Below are 19718 nucleotides of genomic sequence, written 5' to 3'. Positions count from 1 at the left end.
TAATGGAAATAATTCAGATGATTGCTAATAATGGTGAATGACGCCCTATTCAGAAAGTATGATAGCTGTGACAAAAAAAGGCACCGCACATGTTGGGAATGTGCGGTGCCTTTTTGTCACATATCCTTTATTTTCAAGCAGTCGTCACACACATTGCCGTAGCATTCATGCTGTTCAGCTATTTCTTTTCCGCATTCCGCGCACTTTTTACCGGGTAGATTTCTAAAAAATTCAGTTATTTTATCCAACATACCCATCCCTCTTTCGTTTTATTGTCTCTATATTGTATTATAACAGTTTTGGAAAATCAACGGCTGTTTTGACACAATGTTTAAAACATGCAATTTGAACGAAAAATAGGTATATTGGAGGAAAGGATCTATTCACAATAAACATTCGGAGGATAATATGAAAGTTACAGTTATTGGTTGTTACGGCGGCTTTCCGGCCGAAAATGAAGCAACGTCAGGTTATCTGTTTCAATCCGGCGGTTATTCTCTGCTTGTCGATTGCGGCAGCGCAGTATTATCAAAGCTGTTCGCCTATGTTCCGGCAGAAGAGCTTGACGCCGTCATTTTGTCACATTATCACCATGATCATATCGCTGATATCGGGCCGCTTCAGTTCGCGAAGCAAGTCGGCTCCTTTCTCGGAAAGGGAACGCAGGCGCTTCCTATTTACGGGCATGATGCTGATATAGAACAGTTTCAGCGTCTTACATATAAAACACATACAAAAGGAATTGCCTATCAGCCTGACCAGCCGCTTTCTGCCGGGCCGTTCACCATTACATTTTTAAAGACCGTTCACCCGGCCGCCTGTTATGCCATGCGGATTACTGACGGCTCCCATACCGTTGTGTACACGGCTGATTCAAGCTATCAGGACGCCTTCATCCCATTTGCTGAAAATGCTGACCTTTTAATTTGTGAGTGCAATTTTTATGCCCATCAAGACGGCACAAGCGCGGGTCATATGAACAGCATTGAAGCCGGACGCATCGCTGAAGAGGCCGGCGCTGGCGAGCTGATTCTCACGCATTTGCCGCACTTTGGCGAACATCACAAGCTGCGGGAAGAAGCAAAAACCGTGTTCGGCGGCGAAGTGAAAATCGCTTTTTCGGGGCTGAAGTGGGAGAAATAAAGGAGGAGCACCATGTTATTTATTGATAATCAAAACCATTATGACCCGAGGATCAACCTCGCGATAGAAGAATATTGCGTGAAATATCTCGACCCTGAACAGACGTACCTGCTGTTTTACGTCAATCAGCCGTCGATTATTATCGGAAAAAACCAAAATACGATAGAAGAAATTAATACGAAATACGTTGAGGATAACGGCATTGTCGTCGTCCGCCGGCTGTCCGGGGGCGGTGCGGTCTACCACGATCTCGGAAATCTCAATTTCAGCTTTATTACAAAGGATGACGGAGACAGCTTCCATAATTTTAAAAAATTCACCGAACCTGTTATTCAAGCACTGCGTCAGCTCGGGGTGGAAGCGGAATTAAGCGGAAGAAACGATATCATGGCAAACGGCAGAAAAATTTCAGGAAACGCCCAATTTTCGACGAAAGGACGGATTTTCAGCCATGGCACTTTGATGCTGGATTCCTCAATTGATCATGTTGTGTCAGCCCTGAAAGTGAAAAAAGACAAAATCGAATCAAAGGGCATCAAATCAATCAGAAGCCGTGTCGCCAATATCAGTGAATTTCTTGACGACAAAATGACCGCAAATGAATTCAAAAACCATTTGCTTCGCCATATATTCAACACGAATGATCTTGACGAGGTGCCTGAATATAAATTGACAGAGGAAGACTGGAAGGTCATCAGAAAGATTTCCGAGGAGCGCTATCAAAGCTGGGACTGGAACTTCGGCAGATCTCCCGCTTTTAACCTCCAGCATTCCAAGCGTTATCCGGTCGGTTCGATTGATCTCCGTCTGGAAGTGAAAAAAGGAATGATCCAGGACTGCAAAATTTTCGGCGATTTCTTCGGCGCAAAAGACGTAAGTGAGGTCGAACAAGCCTTGACCGGAAAGCAATATGACAGGACCGCCATTCGGGAAGCGTTAGCCGGGATCGATCTGAAACAGTATTTCGGCAATATTGATAAAGAAGATTTTCTTGAGCTGATTTATTAGAGCATTTGCCAAACACTTCATTTGAAAAGGCGTTCGCTTGTATGAAATGATAGGCACACAATGAAAATAGGGAGGGATTATGATGAAAGTATTTCTCATCGGTGCGAACGGACAGATCGGACAAAGACTGGTCGGGCTGGTTCAAAAAGACGGCAGACATACCGTCCGGGCAATGGTCAGAAATCAAGAGCAGAAAGAAGCGCTTCAAGCTGCCGGAACGGAGGCCGTCACTGCGAATTTAGAAGGAAGCACGGAGGATATCGCAAAAGCCGCACAGGGGTGTGACGCCGTTGTTTTTGCCGCGGGATCAGGAGGCAGCACGGGATATGATAAAACACTTTTAATTGATCTTGACGGAGCGGCAAAAGCCATAGAAGCGGCAAAGTCCGCCGGAATTGATCGGTTCGTAATGGTCAGCGCTCTTCAGGCCCATAACCGCGAGAATTGGAATGAATCTTTGAAGCCGTATTACGCTGCGAAGCATTATGCGGACAAAATCCTTGAAGCAAGCGGCCTGACGTATACGATTATCCGTCCCGGCGGGCTTTTGAATGATCCGGGCACGGGCATGGTTGCAGCAGCTGCCGATTTAGAAAGAGGGTCTATTTCAAGAGAAGATGTCGCACAAACAGTTCTTGCTTCTTTAGATGAAACGAATACACATGGCAAAGCGTTTGATCTGACGGCAGGCGGCACGCCGATAAGAGAAGCGCTGAAACAAGTGTAGTTTTCGGTTTTCCGGCACTCGGGGCTTTTTGCCCTTGAGTGTTTTTCTATATTTTTCTATAATGAAAGTGAACGTTTATTCCGCATTAATGAATGACTATTCATTCATTACATTTTTAAAGGGGTGGGAAAATGAATCTGGTTTCCAAATTGGAAGAAACGGCAGCACAGAAACCGGAAAAACCAGCTTGTCTGTTTCAAGATGAGTACATGACGTACGAGGAGCTGGCAGGTAAGATTGAAAAATTCGCAAACGGATTGGAGGACAGAGGACTGAAAAAAGGGGATCATCTTGCGCTGCTGCTCGGAAACACGCCTGATTTTGTCATTGCGTTTTTCGGCGCTTTAAAAGCGGGAGTTGTAGTTGTCCCGATCAACCCAACGTATACACCGACAGAAATCGGCTATATGCTGAACAACGGCGATGTCAAAGCGATAGCCGCTGTGGATCAATTGATTCCTGTATTTGAACGCCTGCACGGCTCGTTACCGCTTTTGGAGCATATGATCATAAGTCAAACGACAGAGAACGCTCCGGTGACAGAAGACCCTCAATTGCGCACAAAAATGATAACGTTTACACAAATGCTCCATCCTATGGAACGAGAAAGAAGCTATCCGACATTGTCCCAAGATGATACTGCCGTGATCTTATACACCTCGGGGACGACAGGTAAACCGAAAGGCGCTATGCTTACCCATCAAAATCTTTTTTCCAATGCAAATGATGTCGCCGGCTATTTAGGAATGAATGAGAAAGATAAAATCGTCGCGACATTGCCGATGTTTCACGTATTTTGTTTAACCGTTTGTATGAATGCACCCCTGATGAGCGGGGCGTGCGTGTTAATTGAGCCGCAATTCAGCCCGGCGTCTGTTTTTAAACTCATCAAGCGCCGGCAGGCAACGATTTTTGCGGGCGTTCCGACGATGTATAACTACTTATATCAGTACGAGCACGGCACGGCAGAGGATTTTGCTTCTGTGAGACTGTGCATTTCAGGCGGTGCGTCTATGCCGGTCGCTCTTTTGCAAGCTTTTGAACAAACCTTTAAAGTGAGCATTTTAGAGGGATACGGGCTTTCAGAAGCCTCTCCCGTCACTTGTTTTAATCCGTTCGACAGGGGCAGAAAACCAGGCTCGATCGGGACGAATATTTTACATGTGGAAAATAAAGTCGTCGATCCGCTCGGCCGCGAACTGCCGGATCACCAAGTGGGTGAATTGATCGTAAAGGGGCCTAATGTGATGAAGGGCTACTACAAAATGCCCGAGGAAACGAAGCATGCGTTAAAGGACGGATGGCTTTACACAGGTGATTTGGCGAAACGCGACGAGGATGGTTATTTTTATATTGTCGACCGAAAAAAAGATATGATCATTGTCGGCGGGTACAATGTTTATCCCCGTGAAGTGGAGGAAGTGCTTTACAGCCATGAAGAGGTGAAGGAAGCCGTTGTGATCGGCGCTCCGGACGCCAAAACGGGGGAGGCGGTGCATGCCTATATCGTGCCGGCGCACAGTTCGCTGACAGAGCAGGACATTTTTGATTACTGTGAAAAGCATCTCGCGAAATATAAACGCCCTGCGGCAGTTGTTTTTCTTGAAGAGATTCCTAAAAATGCGACCGGAAAGCTGCTGAGGCGTGCTGTTCGGGACATGCTTCCGAAATGAACCACGAAAAAGCGAAGCCAGAGGCTTCGCTTTTCAGGTGTATGCCGTCAGCTCTTCGATTCTTCTTTTATGATGCTTTGCAACAGCTTCGTATCATGGCGGTTCAGCCTGTAATACGTATCTTTATGCTTGTACATCATATGCTGTTCGCCGTCGAGCCACATGCTGAATGAATCAAAACGATCTTCATGGTATTTAATGGTTGCATCGTAATCAGGCGATACACTTTTGGCTTGTTTTACTTGTTTTCCTTGATTCAAGATGTCGAGCATATCCTTTACATTCTGTCTGTTTTTAATGTTCGTTTTTTCTTTTCCGTGCGCAGACAAAATAATAAGATCTGCGTTGCTTGAAGGGAACACATCGCCGGTACGGCTGTATACATAGAAAAAAGTAATGACCAATAGGGCGATCACTGCGATAGATGCGATTATTTTTTTCATATTCATCACTCCAGCCATTAGTCTTTCCCGCTTCCTGATGTTCCATTCTTCTCTGTTATGAAAAGATTAACATCGCCAGAGGGCTTGGTTCTAATTATTTGCATTTATGCTTACAATAGAAGTAAGTATTGAGGGTAAGGAGGGAGACTTCCATGCGCAAATGGATAGCGGCAGCGGGTCTTGCCTATGTGCTGTACGGTCTTTTTTTCTATTGGTATTTCTTTATGACAGGGGACTCTGCTGTTCCGGAGGCTGTAAAGGGAACGGAAGCGGATCCGGCGTCGTTTATGAGCCCGGGCAAATTGGCAGCCGCTGAGAACTTTTCAAACGTGAAGGATTTTTTATTTTTTATCGGAGTTCCTTTTGATTGGTTTTTATTTTTTCTGCTTCTTATTACAGGACTTGCAAAAAAAATAAAGCAATGGCTGGAAAAAGCCGTGCGTTTTCGGGTGCTGCAAATCGTAAGCTTTGTGTTTGTGCTTTCTCTTATTATCACGGCGGCTTCGCTTCCGTTAGAGTGGATCGGTTACCGTGTTTCGCTTGCTTACCATATTTCCACGCAAACAACCGCAAGCTGGGTGAGGGATCACGTCATTGATTTTTGGATCAATTTTCCGCTGGTTGCGCTGTGTGTGCTTGTGTTTTACTGGCTGATCACGAAGCATACAAAAAGATGGTGGTTTTACGCATGGTGTCTGACCGTGCCGTTTACCCTGTTTTTGTTTTTCTTGCAGCCGGTTGTCATTGATCCTTTGTATAATGACTTTTACCCGCTTAAGGACAAGGAGCTGGAAAGCAAAATTTTATCGCTTGCCGATAAGGCGGATATTCCGGCAAATCACGTTTACGAGGTGAATATGTCGGAGAAAACAAACGCGCTTAACGCGTATGTGACGGGTATTGGCACTAATAAGCGGATTGTTCTGTGGGATACGACCCTTCATAAATTGAAGGATCAGGAGATTCTGTTTATCATGGGGCATGAGATGGGGCACTATGTCATGAAGCATGTATACATCGGGCTTGCCGGTTACTTGCTGCTGTCATTGGCTGGTTTATATATCATTGACAAGCTTTTTAAATGGCTGTCTTTGTCCTTCGGCCGAATGTTTCACATCAAAGGTACGGGGGATTTGGCCGCTCTTCCGCTTTTACTGCTGATTATTTCAGTTCTCAGCTTTGCATCCGATCCTTTGACAAATGCCGTTTCCCGTTATCAGGAAAACGCCGCTGATCGTTACGGGATTGAGCTGACCGGTGACAGGGAAGCCGCCGTGCAGACGTTTCAGGATTTGGCCGTTAACGGACTGAGCCGCGTCAATCCGCCGCTTCTTGTTAAAGTATTCAAAGGCAGTCATCCGTCTATTATGGAACGGATTGAACATGCGGAGGAAGAAAAGTAATAAAAAAACCGGCGGGAGTCTTTCCCCGCCGGTTTTTTGTGTTTTATTGCGCAGCAGCTTGTACGTTGATCAGCCCTTTTCCGTAGTAGAAAGAGTCGCCAAGGTTTGTTGTTGTGCTTTCTAAACTGTTGCGGACTTGAGTGTTTGTCCAGTTCGGATGTTTAGAAAGAATCAAAGCGGCCGCTCCGGCAACGTGCGGAGATGCCATTGACGTACCGTTGTACTCGCCGTAGCTGTTGCCAGGAAGCGTGCTTTGGATATTTACGCCCGGTGCCATAACATCAAGCTCAGGTCCTACGCTTGAGAAAGATGCTCTTTGATTGCTGCTGTTAACAGCGCCTACTGCAATAACAGAAGGATATTTACCAGGGTAGCCCACAGTGCTTGAGCTGCCTGAAGTGCCTGAGTTTCCGGCTGCCGCAACGACAACAACGCCGGAAGCAACGGCTTTATCAACTGCCGCTTTTAAAGCTGCAGAACCAGAAGGTCCGCCGAGGCTCATGTTAATGACGTTCATTTTGTTTGCGATTGCCCACTCAATTCCGTTAATGATCCAGCTGTACTGTCCGGATCCGTCGGCGCCGAGAACTTTTACGGCGTAGAGAGATGCGCTTGGCGCAACGCCTAATACACCGATTGAGTTATTAAGAGCCGCCACCGTACCGGCAACGTGAGTTCCGTGAGAGTTGTTGTCTTGGAAAGGATTTGTTTCAGAAGGAACCATGCTCGCTCCGCCTGCAACCTTTAAGTCAGGATGAGAAGAATCGATACCGCTGTCGATAACCGCTACTTTTACATTTGAACCAGTGTAGCCTTGAGAGTGAAGAGCAGGGGCTTTAATTTGAGATACGCCGTAAGGAACGGACTGCGCGTAGGCTTTTGCTACGTGATCTTCTTCAACGTAAGCTACGCTCGGGTCTTTTTTCAGTTCTTTTACCGCTTTTTCATCTAATGTAGCTGAAGCTGCGTCTACATACTTGAATTGCTTTTGCACTTTGCCGCCTTTTTCAGAAATGACATCTTTTTTCTTTGCGGCGCTCATCGTGCTCATTGTCTGCTTAAATCCGACAATATATTTCTTTTCTCCTCCTGTTTTTCCTGCTGCCTGAACAGAAGATACGCTGCCAAACGCCATCGTAAAGATTAACGTTAAAGCAAACAACAAACTGATCCACAATTTTTTCCCTCTCACTCTTTATCCTCTCCCTTTTATAATTTACAGAATAATCAATAGACGCAGACTATTCTGTGGATTAATTGTATATTATGGAATAATATTTTAGTAGACCCAATTTTTTTGAGGAACATTTTTTCCTATTTGGGTATATCATCTCTCTTTATTTCAATAGGAACACGAAATATTTAAATTTTAATGGAAAAAACCGAGAGATGGACATGTGTAAATATGCATAGGCACATTCGTCATGCTGTTTGCTAGGAAAAATGATTCGCTTCCTTTTTGGGGGGCGATTTCTAAAACGGGAGAAATGTCATCTTTTGTTGAATAAGCCTAGCAGATAGAGAGGAAGGCGAGGCTCGGCAATAATCATAATGGAAAAGGCTGTAAAAGGTTTGCGAAGAGAAAATGTGAAACCATTTTATAAAAATAATGATAATGATTATCATTATTTTTATAGAGAGAATGGTATAATATGCGGAAAAAAGAATGAAGCGGGAGAGGCTGCGTATGAAAACAACAGTCAGTGTTCTAATGATTTCTATGTTCATCTTGCTGCTGTCTGCATGCTCGCTTGACGAACAAGATCATCAAGTCACGGTCAAGCATGATTTGGGGACCGCACATATGGCCGCACATCCAAAACGGGCAGTTGTACTGGAGATCGGCTTTATTGACGCGCTGCTTGACCTCGGCATAAAACCGGTCGGAGCGGCAGATGACAATAAACCGAAGCAGCTGATCAATCAAAACGTGCTGAAAAGAATGGACGGTTATACGTCCGTCGGCACCCGGTCACAGCCGAGTCTGGAAAAAATCGCCGCCTTAAAACCTGACTTAATCATTGCCGATATGAACCGGCACAAGGGAATGTACGATCAGCTGAAGCAAATTGCCCCGACAATTGCTTTGAAAAACGCCGATGCGGATTATCAGGATACGGTCGATGCCTCGCTTACGATTGCAAAAGCGGTCGGAAAAGAGGGCATCATGGAGAAAAAATTGTCGGTCCAAGAGGAAAAGCTGAGCGAAGTGAAAAGAAAACTGGACGCTGAAGGCCAATCCATTTTATTAATCGAAAACACAAATGACAGCATGACGGCGAAGGAGGACCAATTCTTCACGTCCCGGCTGATGACGCTCGCCGGTTATACGTATGCGATCGGCACAAGCAGCAAATCAAGCGGCGGAGCATCTGCCAATATAAAGCTGACGCCGGAGAAGCTTTTACAAATCAACCCCGATTACATCGTGCTTATTGGCGGAAAGCCAAATAAAGCGTTTGAAAAAAAATCGTTGTGGAAGCAGCTGTCCGCCGTTAAAAACGGGCACGTTTTTAACGCCGGCAGAAAGGATTGGTCGCTTCGCCGAAGTGTTGACGGAGCGGACGCCATTTTAGACGATCTCGAAAAAAATATGGTTCCGTCCAAATGAACAAAGCCCAAAACGGGAAGTTTTGGGCTTTTCGTTATTGCGCCGACAAATGGCTGCTTACATTGTAATCTTTGACGTGCCACTTATTTTCGATCCACTGGATATTGCTCAGGCACGCATTGACAAGCTTTGCGTTCTGTATGTCGATGTCTCCGCCTGAAATGGCTGACAAAAGGGCGTGGATGGCTGCGCCGTGGGCGACAATCAACACTTTTTTGTCGGGGAATTGCCGCTGCACCTTCACTAAACCGGCCATCATCCTGTCTGTCAGTTCCTCGTCGGTTTCCATGTTCGGGTAATTTTTATCGGGATAGCGTTTTGACCGTTCCGGTAAAGACATTCCCTCCGCATCACCATAGCTTCGTTCTTTGAAGTCTTCCATTTCGACAATCGGGAGGTTCAAAAAGCTGTTAATGATGTCGGCTGTTTTTCTGGCTCTTTTCATCGGGCTCGATACAATGACATCCCATGAAAAATCTTTCAAGTACTCTCCGGTTTCTTTTGCTTGGCGCTCTCCCGTCGCATTCAACGGAATATCCGTTTTGCCTTGCAGCTTTTTCTGGGCGTTCCAATCGGTCTCTCCATGTCTAACTAAACAAACGGCTGTCATAATGTCTCCCTTCCGATCTTTGTTTTTAATAGATATCATCTATTATACTGCCGTTATGTCAGCACTTCAAAGAGAATCGCCAGACCGATGCCGCCTCCGCTGCCGATCGCTGCTGCGGCATAGCGGGCGTCCGGCCTTCTCCCGGCTTCATAAAAAAGCCTGGTGACAAGCGCTGCTCCCGAAGCTCCGTACGGATGTCCGATTGACAGAGCGCCGCCCCGGACGTTTATTTTGGAATAAGGCACCTTGAGCTCCTGTGATGAAACGCATATTTTCACGGCAAACGCCTCGTTTATTTCATACATATCAATATCATCCGGTGACAGGCAGTGCTCGTTCAGCAGCTTTTTTATCGCGTAAACTGGTGCCGCTGAAGGGAAGTTCGGATGTACGCCGCTTACAGCGCTCCCGGCAAAGCGCAATCTCGGCTTTAAGCCGAGTGCCCGCGCCTTTTGTTCTTCCATAATGCAAAGTGCCGCGGCGCCGTCAGAAATCCCGCAGCTGTTGGCGGCGGTTACGGTGCCGCCGGGCTGAAACACGGGTTTGGCGCGGGAAATAAGAGTCTCCATGTTCCGTTTTTTTATCATGTTTTCGTCGACGGTGAATCCGTTATAGGGCAGGATCTCCTGATGGTACAAGCCGTCTTCCTGCGCTTTCAAACTTCGTTTATAGCTGAGGAGGGCATACGCATCCTGCATCTCTCTTGTCACCGAATAGGCTTCTGCCGTGTATTCGGCGGCTATCCCCATATCGGGGTCGCCGATATGCTCAGGAGAAAAACGCGCACGTGAAGAAAAAGGGGAGCGGCTGCTGCTTTCCGCTCCTCCCGCGATATACATGCTTCCCGCGCCAGCTTTCACAAAATTGCAGGCGATTCTCACCGCTTCGAGCCCTGAACCGCATTGTCTGTCAACGGTCGTCCCGGAAACGCTTAAAGGGAGCCCGGCTTTTAATGCTGACAGGCGGGCAAGATTCCCTCCGCGCCCCGTCGCGTTTCCGAAAAGGACTTCATCAATGTGAGCGGGTGCTGCTTGGCTGAGATGCCGGATCAGCGGCGCCGCTAAATCTTCAGGAAGACTGTCTTTCAGCAGACCGTTTTCCTGTGCGAAAATCGTTCGTTTTGCATCTGTGATTACAGCTTCCATTCCATCATATCCTTTGCCCATTGTGTAACGGCGGCACGGGCGATTTTACCGCCCGCCGTTTCCGGTATGTCTTCTGTAAACAGCCATCTTTTAGGAACTTTATATGCGGCCAGCTTTTCTCTGCATTGCTTTTTCAGTTCCTTTATACCGGCGTTTCCGTCAATCACCGCCACGGCGATTTCGCCCCAATAATCATCAGGCACGCCCGCGACAGCTGCCTTCCGCACTCCGGGGCAGGTATTCAGCACCCGTTCAATTTCTTCCGGAAATACATTCAGTCCGCCGTATACGATCATGCCGTTTTCTCTTCCTGCCACATAAAGAAACCCTTCCTCGTCGACATACCCCATGTCATCAACCGTCATCCATCCTGAATCATCAGGCTTGCGGCCGTTTATGTATCCTGAAAATTGCATGGGGCTGTTCACAAAAATCTTACCGGTTTCACCCGGCCGGCAGCACTCTCCGTCCGGCCGGCGGATTTCGATCCGGACATTTTGAAACGGACGGCCCGCGGCCTCAGGCTTTCGGACGCTGTCTTCAGGTGAAAGCAGCGCCACAAAACTCAGCTCTGACGTTCCGTAAAAATCATATAACAAAAGGCGCGGATAGCGGGCTGTCAGGGCTTGTTTAGCCGAAGCCGGCCAGTCTGCGCCCGAAGAAATCAGTTTGAGCGTTTTGTCGGGAAACGCCTCTATCAACAGCAAGGCGTCTGTCATCGTCGGCACGGTATAAAGAACGTCAGCTTGTGCCAGCCTGTCTTTTATCTCGGCCGGATTGAATTTTTTTTGAAGCATGACGGTTCCGCCGAGAAACAACGTACTGACTGCGCCGTACAAAAAGTGTGACGAACGAAGGGTACCCGGTATCAGCACTTGATCATGCGGGGAAATGTGAAAATCACGTTTCGTGCAAGAAAAGCTCTCCAGCCATGAACGGTGAGAGCGGGTGAAGGCCTTCGGTTTTCCTGCAGACCCGGAAGTAAAGCCCATATAAAAGACCTGTTCTCCGCTGACGGGAGGCACATAGGAAGCGGGTCCGTCATCAATCAAAGACTTACACTCTTCCCACAGCATAACAGGTGTCATGATGCCGGCCAGCCTGCCGTATAACGATGAGGATGTAATGACCAAATCCGGACTGCTTATGTACAGATGATCCTCGCACTCAGCGGCTGTCCAGCGCGGGTCAAACGGAATCGCCGTGCAGCCGGCATGCGCAGCTCCGGCAAACAGTTGTAAAAACGGAATCCCGTTCGGTAATAAAATCGCTATTTTTTCCGGTTTATATTCCAGGCTGCGGAGCCAGTTCGCCGTCTGATTCACAAGTCTGTTCCACTTTTGATATGTGAGCTCTTCTGTTTCTGTCTGAATCGCGATGTGTTCCGGCGCGCACCCGGCAATTGCTGAATAGGCGGATGTAATAAGCATATTCAGCTTCCTTTCGTGTAAAGCAGCTGCGACACTTGCAGCGTTTTTCTGATTCTGACGGCTGCAAACGAGGCCGCGGCGGCTTTCAGTAAATCTCCGGGCACATACACAAGACTGAGCTTGGCGGCTGTCCATATATCAATGTGCATCAATGCCGCCTGAAAGGGAACGCCGATCACATACAAAAGCAGCACGCCGAATAAAAACTGCCTGATAAACAAATTGGGAACGGAAACAGTGCGAAGCCTTTGAATGCTGATGCTGAGCAGCAAAGCCGCAAGCGAATATGATAAGAGATACCCTGCACTCGGTCCGAAAAATACACCGAATCCGCCTCTTCCGCCGGAGAGCAGGGGCGCTCCGAAGGCCACGAGCAGCAAAAACAGCAATTGGCTTAAAAAAGCGGCTTTCGGTTTTAATATGCTTCCCGATAAGAGCACGCCGACCGTCTGGAGTGTGATCGGAACGGGCGTAAAGGATAAGAAAAGAGGCGGGATCAATCCCAATACTCCCATAATGGCTGTAAACACAGCGATATGCATCATTTCTGTTAATTTCATCATTCTTTCCTCCAGCTATATAAAATATGTTTATACAATAAAGCGAGCTTGTTTATATGTCAACTTTATTTTATTATGAGTTAACATTAAAAAGACCAGCCTTGATAAAAAAGGCTGGTCTGTCTTTTTCTATTCTTCTGTAAGGATGACAAGTGAATCAACGGACGCTGCGACGTGGGATACAGCGCGGCTGACTTCTTGAAGGCCGCCGAGGAACGCCTGCAAATCAACGTCGATTTTGCCCGTCTGGTCTTTGCTTGTTTTCATGCTTTGGACAATATCGTCAAAGAGATGATTGATTTGTGTCATCTTTTCTTTCGTTTCGCTCACAAGCCCGTTCACATTTGTAAGATGTTTTGACACGATGTTAATTTGTGTATTGGTATTGTTCACAAGCTCAGATACGGTGGACACGGTTTTTTTCGTATCCTCCGACAGCTTCCGCACCTCTGTCGCGACAACGGCGAACCCTTTGCCGTGCTCACCGGCTCTGGCGGATTCGATGGAAGCATTTAAAGACAGAAGATTGGTTTGTTCAGCGATGCCTGTAACGATGCCGAAGATTTTTTCGATTTGCTGGGCGATGCCGTTCAGCTTATCCATTTCTTCTTCAATCTGCACGAGGCTTGAGTCGATTTTATTCATTTGTTTTTGCTGGTTTTCAAGCTCTTTTTTACCGCCGATTGATTTTTCCTCTACATGGACGGAAGTGACGGTGCCGGCTTTGGAGGCCTCGGATATGCCCTCGGATTTATCGACCAGCTCCTGAACGGCGCGGCTCGTTTCTGAAAACAAGTCAGCCAGCGAGCCTGACGTTTCCTGAATTTTTTGATGGAGGAGCGCTTTCTTTTCCTCTTGTTCGTCGCGCAAGCGGTTATATTCGGCCTGAAAGGCTTCAAGGACAAGCTGCTGTTCGAGATTCAGTATTTTCGTTGTCGCTTTTATGGCTTTTAGTAGCTCGTGCAAATCAGGAATCGATGCTTCATAAATGTTCATCATAGACAGAAGCAAATCCTGAAATGCCCCCATATACCACTTAGGCTCAAGGCCGATCCGCAAGTGGATGGAAGCGATCCGCTGCCTTTTTTCAATAAATTCATCATCAATGTTTCCGGCAAACATTTCATGGATGTGGCGTCTTAATGTTTGTTTCAGGCGGTCGACTGAGCTGTTGTCGTTAATAATCGTCATTAACGATTTCTCATGGTCTAAATTTTGATAGAACGAATCGACGATATGTGAAATATGCTCCTTAATTAACGGCTGAAGCTCTTCAAGCACATGCAGTTCTTCGTCACTCAGCCTGACCATTTTAAGCTGCTTTTTTACGTCTGCATATTGATTTGAAAGCCGGATGCGGTTTTTTGCTTCAGCACCCGCTTCTGAAAAATAAGCTGTTTCTTTTTTTCTGTCTTTTTTAAATAACAATGTAAGGTCCCCCAGATATCCTCTTTTTCTTTTTATCGGTTTGGAAGGAACTTGAATGAAGGAATCTTATTAAAATATTTTATATACAGAAAAAAATAAAACCATTCGGTACAGAATGGTTTTATCAATCTGGGCTGATCTTTTTCAACGGCTTTACAGCAGGGCCTTCGGCAACTTTGCCGTCAGGTGTGAATCGGGAGCCGTGGCAGGGGCAGTCCCATGTGCGTTCGCCGTCATTCCATTCAACTTCACAGCCTAAATGAGTGCACGTCGTGTCGACAAGGTGCAGGCAGCCTTGTTTATCTTTATAGGCTCCGGCCCGTTTGCCGTTTACCGTCACGATTTTTCCTTCTCCGGGTGCAAGTTCATCCGGTGAATCGTCAGGCTTTTCAAGCTTGCCCGCTATGAGGTGTTTGGCCACGTCTGTATTATAAGAAAACAGTTTCTTCAGCCCCGGATCAGGATGGAAGCGGGACGGCGTGAACAAAGAAGAAAACGGATTTTTTTTGTTTTCAATATGGTCAGCCAAAAGACTTGCCGCAAGCGCGGAGCTTGTCATGCCCCATTTTTTAAACCCGGTCGCGGTTAAAATATGTTCTTCATTACCTGAAATCGGCCCGATAAACGGAATTTTGTCGATAGTGACAAGGTCTTGGGCAGACCAATGATACGGGATGCTCTCAACTCCGATTGTGTCTTCTGCAAATTGCTTCAGCGCTTCATAGTGCTCGGACGGCGGTTTTCCCTGGCCTGTTTTATGGCTTTCGCCGCCGACGAGCACCAGCTTTTCACCGTTCACCGCCGTATAGCGCAGTGATCTGGCCGGCTTATCGATGCTGAGAAACATGCCCTCCGGGTACGGATGTTTCGGTTTTACCGCCAAGACGTATGATCTGCTGGCATACATTCTTGCAGCATACAGCCCGCCTCCGTCATAAAAGGGGAAGTGGGAAGAGCAGACTATATATTTGCACTTGATTCCGTGTCTGTTTTTCGTGACGACTTCCGGCTGCGGTTCTTTTTTAATATCTATCGCGGCCGTCTGTTCAAAAATCTGCGCACCGTTTTTGACCATCTCCTGAACGAGAGCCGAGACATATAAAAGCGGGTGAAATTGCGCCTGATTCTTCATCGCAAGGCCAAGTTTGCAATCGACGGGGACGGGAAGCTCTTTGACCAGCTCATGTTCAATGCCGAGCTTTGTGTATGCCTCCTGCTCGCTGCGGATTTTTTTGACGCCTGATTCCGTATTTGTATAAAGGCAGGCGTCTTGCGCGGTCAGCTCGCATGCAATGGAGTTGTCCTTTATGAGCTGTTTCATATAGTCCATTGCGTGAAGATGTGCCTCAAAATATAATCTCGCGCTGGTGAGGCCGAGCTGCTGAATGAGATCTGCGTAAATGAAATCATGCTGGGCGGTGATTTTGGCGGTGGTGCCCGCCGTTGTCCCGTTCAAAATCTGATCGGCTTCAATGACAGCGACACGGAAACCTCTTTTGGTCAGCTCATATGCCGTCGTAAGGCCCGTAATCCCTCCGCCGATGATCGCCACATCACACTCTGTATCTTCAGTTAAGGCCGGGAAGGAAGGAATGTCAGCCGACTTTCTCCAATAAGAAGCCGGTTCCTCGTTTGAAAAAGTAGTCAAGTCGGATTACCTCCTCTGTTGTATATTCTTAATTTTTCCATTATGCGTCTATTCATACATGAAACGACCGTATAAGATGCTCAAATTACTCATAATATAGTAATTAATGTAAAGGAGTGATCAGATTGGCGAATCAAAAAAAGAAAACTTTACCGCCGCAGCATCAAAACCGGCAGCCCGGATTTGAATATGTAATGGACCCCCGCCCGGTTTTTGATAAGCCGAAAGCAGCGAAAAAACTTGAAGGAAAAACGGCGATTATTACGGGAGGCGACAGCGGGATCGGGCGCGCCGTTTCCGTCTTATTTGCAAAAGAAGGCGCAAATGTGGTGATCGTATATTTTGATGAGCATCAGGATGCGGAAGAGACGAAGCAATATGTTGAAAAAGAAGGGGCAAAGTGCCTGCTCATAGCAGGCGATGTCGGAGATGAAGCCTTTTGCAATGATGTCATTCGTCAGGCAAGCCAAGCCTTTCCTTCCATTGACATCTTAGTCAACAATGCGGGAGAGCAGCACGTGCAGCCGGGCATTGAGAAAATCACAAGCCACCAGCTCATCAGAACGTTCCAAACGAATATTTTTTCAATGTTTTACTTAACAAAGGCCGTGCTGCCGCATCTGAAAAAAGGAAGTTCGATCATTAATACGGCTTCCATTACCGCTTATAAGGGCCATAAAACCTTAATTGACTATTCAGCAACAAAAGGGGCCATCGTTACATTTACGAGGTCACTTTCCCAATCATTGGTCAAACAGGGCATCCGTGTTAACGCGGTTGCTCCCGGCCCTATTTGGACGCCGCTTATTCCGGCGAGCTTTTCTGAGAAGGAAGTGGAAGTATTCGGTTCAGATGTACCGATGGAGCGCCCAGGCCAGCCGGTTGAATTAGCACCGAGTTATTTATACTTAGCAAGCGACGATTCGACATACGTCACAGGGCAGACCATTCACGTGAACGGCGGCACCATTGTGAACGGATAATCTAAAAAAGCCAATCCATATGGATTGGCTTATTCACTCTGTTTGAGTGCTGCATATTCTTTAGAAAGCGTAAGGAACGCTTCTTTATCTTTATCATCAAGCGCTTTATTGATTTGATCTGTCAGCATGGTGAGCCGACGCTTAAACAAGGATTCATCGAGCACCATTTGAATGTAAATATCGGCCATTGTCACATCGAATTCATTTGTTTTTTGCGTGTTGCGGGACTTCATGAGCTCAGTGTACGATTTTTTCTCTTTCATAAAGAATCCCCCCAATGCCTTTTTTATAGTATATGGATATCGATCGGAAAAATCAATTAATTTTTATAATTTTTAGACAACTAATACTTGAAAATATATCGACATATCCTGCAAAATGCCGAAAAAACGAAAAAATGCGAGGAATAATTGATGTGAAACTGACGAAAAAATGATATTTAAGTAGTAATTTATGACTAAAATATATCATTAAAAGATGATTTTGAGCTATTTTCAAAAAAAACCTGTCGTTTTCCGATTACAGATGATAGATTATTAGTATAAATTTTGAAAAAAAGGATTGGAGGCTGCACATCATGTGCCAGAAAACACACGCACCCTTAGAAAGCTATGAAGTAAACCGCTCAACAATCGCCGTCTTGCCGGAGGAAGTAGACGGAAGAATGGGCTCGAAAATCATTGAAAAAGACTGCGTTCTGTATGTCAGCATGAAGCCGATTCACATCATTGACAGAAGCTGCCGCTATTTCGGTTCCAGCTATGCGGGAAGAAAAGCGGGAACGTATGAAGCGATAAAAATTTCTCACAAACCGCCGATTATGGTGGACCCTTCAAATCACATCTTTTTATTCCCTACCCTTTCTTCAACAAGGCCCCAATGCGGCTGGATCTCCCACGTGCACGTCAAGGAATTCAAACCCACGGAATTTGACGACACGTCGGTCACTTTCTCAAATGGCAAAACGATGGAGCTTGAAGTGTCTTTTCATTCTTTCGAGAACCAAGTATACAGAACCGCCTATCTCAGAACCACCTTCCAAGACAGAATGGGCAGCCACATCCCAAAACGGCAGGAGTTCATGCTGTACCCGAAGGAAGAGAGGACGCGGATGATCTATGATTTTATTTTGCGGGAGCTGGGGGAGAGGTATTAGAGAAAGACGTGATGTAAAGGGACGGGCCCTTTCCTTTTGGGGAGGGCTTTTTTCTATCAGACATTTAGAGAAAGCAAGAATAAAACAGCAGCATATCAAAAGCGCCTCAACCGGCTTATATGTTAAAACGAAGTGGCGGGCTTACGAGGAGGTTCCGATATGGATCAAAATCGATTAAATCAATACAGTGAAGATATCATGCTGATCAATCTTCCGGAAGCATTTGATTTTAAAGCAAATCTTGGCTATTTCATGCGTGAAAAAAACGAGTGTATGTTTGAAATTGAAGAAGAAACGATCACACGGGTCATTGCCGTGGGAGACATTCGGTCGTTAGCGCACATCAGCGTAAATGATCAGCACCAGTTAGCCGTTCATTTTCTGGGCGGAACGGGACCGGAAGAAGAGCGGCAGCGTGATCTCATTGAGGCGTATATTAAAGAGTGGTTTGATCTCGAGAGCGATCTCACCCCTTTTTACGAAATGGCAAAAAACGATCCGCTGCTGAAGAAGCCGATTGAGGATTTCTATGGGCTGCGTAATGTGGGCATTCCTGATTTGTTTGAGGCTATGTGCTGGGGCGTCATCGGCCAGCAAATTAACTTAACATATGCATACACATTAAAAAGAAGATTTGTTGAAAAATTTGGTGAAGCAATAGAGTGGAATTCAAAAAAATACTGGATGTTTCCGACATTCGACAAGATCGCCAGACTCATGCCAGAAGACCTTGCCGATATGAAAATGACGGTAAAGAAAAGTGAATATATCATCGGCATCGCCCGGTTAATGGCCGAGGGGAAGTTATCTAAAGATAGATTACTGAATATGAAAGATTTCAAGCGCGCAGAAAAAAGTTTGATAAAGATCCGCGGCATTGGCCCATGGACGGCCAACTATGTATTAATGCGCTGTCTGCGTTTTCCGAATGCCTTTCCGATTGACGATGTCGGATTAATCAATTCGATTAAAACGCTGGCAGGGATGGACAGAAAACCTACAAAAGAAGAAATAACGGAGTATGCTTCTCAGTGGAGGAATTGGGAATCCTACGCGACATTTTATTTGTGGCGGGTGCTTTATTGAGTGACTGAAAAACCCTTTCTTTGAAGGGTTTTTTCAGCTGTTATCCTGTTGAATCGAACGGCCCGGATAGAATTTCTTTTGTTCATCTAGTTGGTTTTCTTTTGCGGTTATATGCAGAGGTTTGATTTTACATACGACGGTTTTGCTTCCTAAGGAAGAGCGATATTTTTCTACGTGTGTTTTTGAGAGAGGTGCCTGATAATAGTTCGGAACATATTTATCAAGCATCGCCTGCATAGCGGCTGCTGCTTCATCCAAATCAGTGACCATTTCAACAGTTCCCCCCGCAACAACACTCATATAAGCAGTATCTGTTTTCGCCGGAATGGGGCTGACCATCGTTCCGTAATGTTCGCTAACGGTAAAGCATGCTCTCGGATTTGAATGAATGATGTCGATTTTCCTCCCTTCAGACGCCCCGTGAAAATAGAAGCAGTTTTCCTTCCATATAAAATTTAAGGGGATCACATAAGGCGTTTCCTGATCAGCCAATCCGAGAAATCCGGTCTGGGCGTTTTTTAAAAAATCATGAATACGATCCTGATCCGTACATTCTTTTTGCGATGCCCGTACATATTGTTTCATTTTCGTCTCTCCTCATTATTAGGTTATAATGATTGTATAAAAACACTGTCCGATTCTAAAGAGACAATTTTGATAAAAT

Annotated in this window: 20 protein-coding genes and 1 pseudogene; 9 read left to right on the top strand and 12 right to left on the bottom strand. The window is 46.1% G+C overall.

Annotation, left to right across the window (positions count from 1 at the left end):
• Positions 1 to 116 precede the first annotated feature (116 nt).
• On the bottom strand, positions 117 to 251 hold the full coding sequence (gene yhfH, locus KY305_RS07455; protein WP_016938325.1) for a protein YhfH: 135 nt from the start codon (positions 249 to 251) through the stop codon (positions 117 to 119).
• 157 nt (positions 252 to 408) lie between these two features.
• On the opposite strand from yhfH, the gene KY305_RS07450 reads away from it, so the two are divergent.
• The 4 genes from KY305_RS07450 (at position 409) to KY305_RS07435 (ending at position 4551) form a co-directional block, all read left to right on the top strand.
• On the top strand, positions 409 to 1143 hold the full coding sequence (locus KY305_RS07450) for an MBL fold metallo-hydrolase (protein ID WP_223061998.1): 735 nt from the start codon (positions 409 to 411) through the stop codon (positions 1141 to 1143).
• 12 nt (positions 1144 to 1155) lie between these two features.
• The gene (gene lplA, locus KY305_RS07445) at positions 1156 to 2151 is read left to right on the top strand and encodes a lipoate--protein ligase (RefSeq protein WP_223061997.1); all 996 of its coding nucleotides are present in this window, start codon (positions 1156 to 1158) and stop codon (positions 2149 to 2151) included.
• Positions 2152 to 2233: 82 nt separating this feature from the next.
• The gene (locus KY305_RS07440) at positions 2234 to 2878 is read left to right on the top strand and encodes an SDR family oxidoreductase (RefSeq protein ID WP_223062133.1); all 645 of its coding nucleotides are present in this window, start codon (positions 2234 to 2236) and stop codon (positions 2876 to 2878) included.
• A gap of 131 nt (positions 2879 to 3009) precedes the next feature.
• Entirely contained in the window at positions 3010 to 4551 is a 1542-nt protein-coding gene (locus KY305_RS07435) for a fatty acid--CoA ligase family protein (RefSeq protein WP_223061996.1), read from the top strand.
• Between the two features lie 47 nt (positions 4552 to 4598).
• On the opposite strand, the gene KY305_RS07430 is transcribed toward KY305_RS07435, so the two are convergent.
• Complete coding sequence (locus KY305_RS07430) at positions 4599 to 4994, bottom strand: YhfM domain-containing protein (protein ID WP_223061995.1); 396 nt, start codon at positions 4992 to 4994, stop codon at positions 4599 to 4601.
• Positions 4995 to 5146: 152 nt separating this feature from the next.
• Between KY305_RS07430 and KY305_RS07425 the strand changes: the two genes are divergently transcribed.
• Positions 5147 to 6397 (top strand): M48 family metallopeptidase, encoded by a 1251-nt coding sequence (locus KY305_RS07425; RefSeq protein ID WP_223061994.1) that lies wholly within the window; start codon positions 5147 to 5149, stop codon positions 6395 to 6397.
• Between the two features lie 43 nt (positions 6398 to 6440).
• Here the strand turns inward: KY305_RS07425 and KY305_RS07420 are convergent, their stop codons facing one another.
• Positions 6441 to 7589 carry a S8 family peptidase gene (locus KY305_RS07420; RefSeq protein ID WP_223061993.1) on the bottom strand — a complete coding sequence of 383 codons (1149 nt, stop codon included), beginning with the start codon at positions 7587 to 7589 and terminating at the stop codon, positions 6441 to 6443.
• Positions 7590 to 8084: 495 nt separating this feature from the next.
• Here KY305_RS07420 and KY305_RS07415 point away from each other — a divergent pair, with 495 nt between their 5' ends.
• Positions 8085 to 9008 carry an ABC transporter substrate-binding protein gene (locus KY305_RS07415; protein ID WP_223061992.1) on the top strand — a complete coding sequence of 308 codons (924 nt, stop codon included), beginning with the start codon at positions 8085 to 8087 and terminating at the stop codon, positions 9006 to 9008.
• Between the two features lie 34 nt (positions 9009 to 9042).
• On the opposite strand, the gene KY305_RS07410 is transcribed toward KY305_RS07415, so the two are convergent.
• The 7 genes and pseudogenes from KY305_RS07410 to KY305_RS07385 form a co-directional block, all read right to left on the bottom strand.
• The gene (locus tag KY305_RS07410; protein ID WP_223062132.1) at positions 9043 to 9618 is read right to left on the bottom strand and encodes a histidine phosphatase family protein; all 576 of its coding nucleotides are present in this window, start codon (positions 9616 to 9618) and stop codon (positions 9043 to 9045) included.
• A gap of 53 nt (positions 9619 to 9671) precedes the next feature.
• Complete coding sequence (locus KY305_RS07405; RefSeq protein WP_223061991.1) at positions 9672 to 10763, bottom strand: acetyl-CoA C-acyltransferase; 1092 nt, start codon at positions 10761 to 10763, stop codon at positions 9672 to 9674.
• Positions 10751 to 12193, bottom strand: coding sequence for an acyl-CoA synthetase (locus KY305_RS07400; protein WP_223061990.1), 1443 nt, complete (start codon positions 12191 to 12193; stop codon positions 10751 to 10753). Before KY305_RS07400 ends, KY305_RS07405 begins: the two co-directional genes overlap by 13 nt.
• Positions 12194 to 12195: 2 nt before the next feature.
• The gene (locus KY305_RS07395; RefSeq protein ID WP_223062131.1) at positions 12196 to 12753 is read right to left on the bottom strand and encodes a biotin transporter BioY; all 558 of its coding nucleotides are present in this window, start codon (positions 12751 to 12753) and stop codon (positions 12196 to 12198) included.
• A 129-nt stretch (positions 12754 to 12882) separates the two neighbouring features.
• Positions 12883 to 13680 carry a methyl-accepting chemotaxis protein gene (locus tag KY305_RS20330; protein ID WP_396021515.1) on the bottom strand — a complete coding sequence of 266 codons (798 nt, stop codon included), beginning with the start codon at positions 13678 to 13680 and terminating at the stop codon, positions 12883 to 12885.
• 6 nt (positions 13681 to 13686) lie between these two features.
• Positions 13687 to 14064 (bottom strand): annotated as a pseudogene (locus KY305_RS20325) (protoglobin domain-containing protein); the annotation flags it as partial.
• A 241-nt stretch (positions 14065 to 14305) separates the two neighbouring features.
• Complete coding sequence (locus KY305_RS07385; RefSeq protein ID WP_223061988.1) at positions 14306 to 15829, bottom strand: FAD-dependent oxidoreductase; 1524 nt, start codon at positions 15827 to 15829, stop codon at positions 14306 to 14308.
• A gap of 125 nt (positions 15830 to 15954) precedes the next feature.
• Between KY305_RS07385 and KY305_RS07380 the strand changes: the two genes are divergently transcribed.
• Positions 15955 to 16812: an SDR family oxidoreductase gene (locus KY305_RS07380; RefSeq protein ID WP_214800793.1), complete on the top strand. Its 858-nt coding sequence runs from the start codon at positions 15955 to 15957 to the stop codon at positions 16810 to 16812.
• Positions 16813 to 16841: 29 nt separating this feature from the next.
• Here KY305_RS07380 and KY305_RS07375 read toward each other — a convergent pair whose 3' ends face one another.
• Positions 16842 to 17075 carry an IDEAL domain-containing protein gene (locus KY305_RS07375; protein WP_223061987.1) on the bottom strand — a complete coding sequence of 78 codons (234 nt, stop codon included), beginning with the start codon at positions 17073 to 17075 and terminating at the stop codon, positions 16842 to 16844.
• A gap of 314 nt (positions 17076 to 17389) precedes the next feature.
• On the opposite strand from KY305_RS07375, the gene KY305_RS07370 reads away from it, so the two are divergent.
• Both KY305_RS07370 and KY305_RS07365 read left to right on the top strand, forming a co-directional pair.
• Positions 17390 to 17968, top strand: coding sequence for a competence protein ComK (locus KY305_RS07370; RefSeq protein WP_223061986.1), 579 nt, complete (start codon positions 17390 to 17392; stop codon positions 17966 to 17968).
• A 159-nt stretch (positions 17969 to 18127) separates the two neighbouring features.
• Positions 18128 to 19054: a DNA-3-methyladenine glycosylase family protein gene (locus KY305_RS07365; RefSeq protein WP_223061985.1), complete on the top strand. Its 927-nt coding sequence runs from the start codon at positions 18128 to 18130 to the stop codon at positions 19052 to 19054.
• Positions 19055 to 19087: 33 nt separating this feature from the next.
• Here KY305_RS07365 and KY305_RS07360 read toward each other — a convergent pair whose 3' ends face one another.
• Positions 19088 to 19639 (bottom strand): pyridoxamine 5'-phosphate oxidase family protein, encoded by a 552-nt coding sequence (locus tag KY305_RS07360; protein ID WP_223061984.1) that lies wholly within the window; start codon positions 19637 to 19639, stop codon positions 19088 to 19090.
• Positions 19640 to 19718: the final 79 nt, after the last annotated feature.

The organism is Bacillus sp. YC2, assembly GCF_019891195.1.
Taxonomy (GTDB): domain Bacteria; phylum Bacillota; class Bacilli; order Bacillales; family Bacillaceae; genus Bacillus.
This window is presented reverse-complemented; position numbering and strand designations above follow the sequence as displayed.

Coding starts and splice junctions, on each gene's coding strand:
- KY305_RS07430 (WP_223061995.1), bottom strand. CDS start 4,994: ATGAAAAAAATAATCGCATCTATCGCAGTGATCGCCCTATTGGTCATT.
- KY305_RS07400 (WP_223061990.1), bottom strand. CDS start 12,193: ATGCTTATTACATCCGCCTATTCAGCAATTGCCGGGTGCGCGCCGGAA.
- yhfH (WP_016938325.1), bottom strand. CDS start 251: ATGTTGGATAAAATAACTGAATTTTTTAGAAATCTACCCGGTAAAAAG.
- KY305_RS07360 (WP_223061984.1), bottom strand. CDS start 19,639: ATGAAACAATATGTACGGGCATCGCAAAAAGAATGTACGGATCAGGAT.
- KY305_RS07450 (WP_223061998.1), top strand. CDS start 409: ATGAAAGTTACAGTTATTGGTTGTTACGGCGGCTTTCCGGCCGAAAAT.
- KY305_RS07375 (WP_223061987.1), bottom strand. CDS start 17,075: ATGAAAGAGAAAAAATCGTACACTGAGCTCATGAAGTCCCGCAACACG.
- KY305_RS07370 (WP_223061986.1), top strand. CDS start 17,390: ATGTGCCAGAAAACACACGCACCCTTAGAAAGCTATGAAGTAAACCGC.
- KY305_RS07415 (WP_223061992.1), top strand. CDS start 8,085: ATGAAAACAACAGTCAGTGTTCTAATGATTTCTATGTTCATCTTGCTG.
- KY305_RS07425 (WP_223061994.1), top strand. CDS start 5,147: ATGCGCAAATGGATAGCGGCAGCGGGTCTTGCCTATGTGCTGTACGGT.
- lplA (WP_223061997.1), top strand. CDS start 1,156: ATGTTATTTATTGATAATCAAAACCATTATGACCCGAGGATCAACCTC.
- KY305_RS07410 (WP_223062132.1), bottom strand. CDS start 9,618: ATGACAGCCGTTTGTTTAGTTAGACATGGAGAGACCGATTGGAACGCC.
- KY305_RS07365 (WP_223061985.1), top strand. CDS start 18,128: ATGGATCAAAATCGATTAAATCAATACAGTGAAGATATCATGCTGATC.
- KY305_RS07440 (WP_223062133.1), top strand. CDS start 2,234: ATGAAAGTATTTCTCATCGGTGCGAACGGACAGATCGGACAAAGACTG.
- KY305_RS07395 (WP_223062131.1), bottom strand. CDS start 12,753: ATGAAATTAACAGAAATGATGCATATCGCTGTGTTTACAGCCATTATG.
- KY305_RS07435 (WP_223061996.1), top strand. CDS start 3,010: ATGAATCTGGTTTCCAAATTGGAAGAAACGGCAGCACAGAAACCGGAA.
- KY305_RS07405 (WP_223061991.1), bottom strand. CDS start 10,763: ATGGAAGCTGTAATCACAGATGCAAAACGAACGATTTTCGCACAGGAA.